General features: G+C 62.0%; 2 protein-coding genes. One reads left to right on the top strand and one right to left on the bottom strand.

The features are described 5' to 3' along the window. Nucleotides 1-499: 499 nt before the first annotated feature. Entirely contained in the window at nt 500-1,165 is a 666-nt protein-coding gene (locus tag AWT75_RS20305) for an HAD-IA family hydrolase (protein ID WP_062791562.1), read from the bottom strand. Nucleotides 1,166-1,340: 175 nt separating this feature from the next. Here AWT75_RS20305 and AWT75_RS20300 point away from each other — a divergent pair, with 175 nt between their 5' ends. Further along, nucleotides 1,341-2,171 (top strand): cache domain-containing protein, encoded by an 831-nt coding sequence (locus AWT75_RS20300; protein WP_062791560.1) that lies wholly within the window; start codon nt 1,341-1,343, stop codon nt 2,169-2,171. Nucleotides 2,172-2,245 lie beyond the last annotated feature (74 nt).

The raw sequence follows: 2,245 nt of genomic DNA, 5'->3' as shown, positions 1-2,245 counted from the left end.
TAAGGGCTGTCCAGTGCTTCTTCAAGCTGAAAGGAATGCACGGACGGTGCGAGCTGGAAACGGGAGGGGAAGGTGAGCTGGTAGGGGTTACGCATGGGCGGGGGCCTGGGGTGGGTCAGATGGTGCTGCGCGTTGCCTGACAAGGGAGGCATTGCCAGGGTGGTAACAAGCGTTGCCGTGTTTGGTTTACAGGTGTTGCCATGCCGTGGTGACCCTTCGTGCCGGTGGAAATGGATCGGGCATTACACCGGGCGAGCCTGTGACCGGCAATGTCTGTTCAGCCAGTTTTACCGGCCGTCCTGATCAAAAGACGTATCCATGGTGTTGGGGGCGATGTCGGTGACGACGCGCAATGAGGCCGGGCAAATGCAGGGTGGGCAGATGCACGGCAGACAAGGGGGCATGTGCAGCCCTGCCCCTGCTAGTGAGTGATATCAGCCGAGGGGTAATGGACTGCCGGGTGGGGACGGCCTGAGGGCGTGCGGGAGATTTTGTTGTGCTAGCGGGCGCTACTGATGCCGACCGGCAAACCCAATCCCGCAGCCAGCTGGGGCAGGCCGGGGAAGATGGCAATCTGCCCGGCAAAGCGGGCGGCGGTGTCCTCGTGCAGGTGTACGCCTGCCACGGCCACGCCCGCGGCGAGTCCGGCGGCAATGCCGGAGGCGCTGTCTTCCACCAGCAGGCAATCGGCAGCGGCTACGCCAAGCAGTTGTAGCGCATGGTGAATCAGCGCCGGGTCCGGCTTCCAGGCATTGACTTCGTAGGCACTGATGATGGCGTCGCCAAAATAGGGTTTCAGCCCGGTGCTGTTAAGGCTGGTTTCTATCTTTTCGCGCGGGCCGTTGGAAGCTATGCAGCGCGGCAGTTGCAGTGCGGCCAGCAAATCATGCGCGCCGGGCATGGTGTCCAGTTCGCTTGCCAGCAGTGGCAGGCTTTGCTCACGGAACTGACGGCTGAACAGTTCACGGTCCAGTTGCGGAAAGTGCTGGCTGATGTCGTCCAGAAAGCGCGCATAGGGCCGGCCACGGAAATGCTGCAGGATGGTGGCTTCATCCAGTGCATGGCCATGCTGTTGCAGGATGCGCCCGATCAGCCGCGCGGACAGGCTTTCGCTATCCACCAGCGTGCCATCGCAATCAAATATCACCGCCTTGATCTTAAACACCTGTCTGTCTCCTGCAAGGGTCAGTCATAGCAGCTTGTTATAACTGCTAGTGGCCGGGTCGACTACTTCTCATGGATGCAAGTCACCAGAATGGTGCGCCAGCGTATGTCCGGTACAGGGCAATGATGATGGCACAGCCCGGACGGCGCTGCATACAACAAGGAGGAGACGAAACATGAAACTTTCAACACGGCTGGGGCTGATTGTGGGGCTGGCGGCAGCGGGCGGGCTGTTGCTGGCCGTCATGGGCCTGGTGTCGCTGCGCAGCACCATGCTGGAACAACGCCATGAAGCCATTCGTACCGTGCTGACGCTGGCGGCGCAGCAGGTAAAGCACTTTCAGCAGCTGGAGCAGGGCGGGCAGCTGAGCCGTGCCGAGGCACAGCGCCGTGCCATCGATGCCTTGCGCAGCATGCGCTACCAGAAAAGCCTGTATCTGTGGGCGCGTACCACCGGTGCGCTGGGTCTGGTATTGCCGGGTGACAAGGGCGTGGGGCAGGTGGATTTCGGCAAGCAGCTGCCGGATGGCCGCCATGACTTCAACCGTTATCTGGATGTGCTGGCCACGCAGGACATCGGCTTTGTCGAGCTGATGGTGGTGAAGCCCGGCGGCAGTGACGAGGTGCTGAAAATCAATGGTGTCACCCGCATTGACGGCTGGGACTGGGTGATCGGCTTTGGTGCCTGGACGGATGACATCCAGGCCGCCTTCTGGCAGGCGGCGCTGCGCTACATGTTGACCGGGCTGTTGTTGTTTGTCGCCATTGGTGCGGTGGCGGTGTGGATGGCGCGCAAGATTTACCGCGCACTGGGAGGCGAGCCGGAACTGGCGGCCCGGCTGGCCGGGGAGATCGCCGATGGCAAGCTGAACCAGTCACTGGATGCAACTGCCCCTGCGGGCAGCCTGATGGCCTCCATCGCGGTGATGCAGGGCAATCTGCGCGGCCTGATTGGCGGCATACAGGCCAATGCCAGTCAGGTGGGGAGATCGCCGATGGCAAGCTGAACCAGTCACTGGATGCAACTGCCCCTGCGGGCAGCCTGATGGCCTCCATCGCGGTGATGCAGGGCAATCTGCGC

Source organism: Aquitalea pelogenes, from assembly GCF_001515305.1.
In the GTDB taxonomy this organism is placed as follows: Bacteria; Pseudomonadota; Gammaproteobacteria; order Burkholderiales; family Chromobacteriaceae; genus Aquitalea; species Aquitalea pelogenes.
Note: the sequence above shows the minus strand (reverse complement) of the source record. Positions and strands in the feature narration are given on the sequence as shown.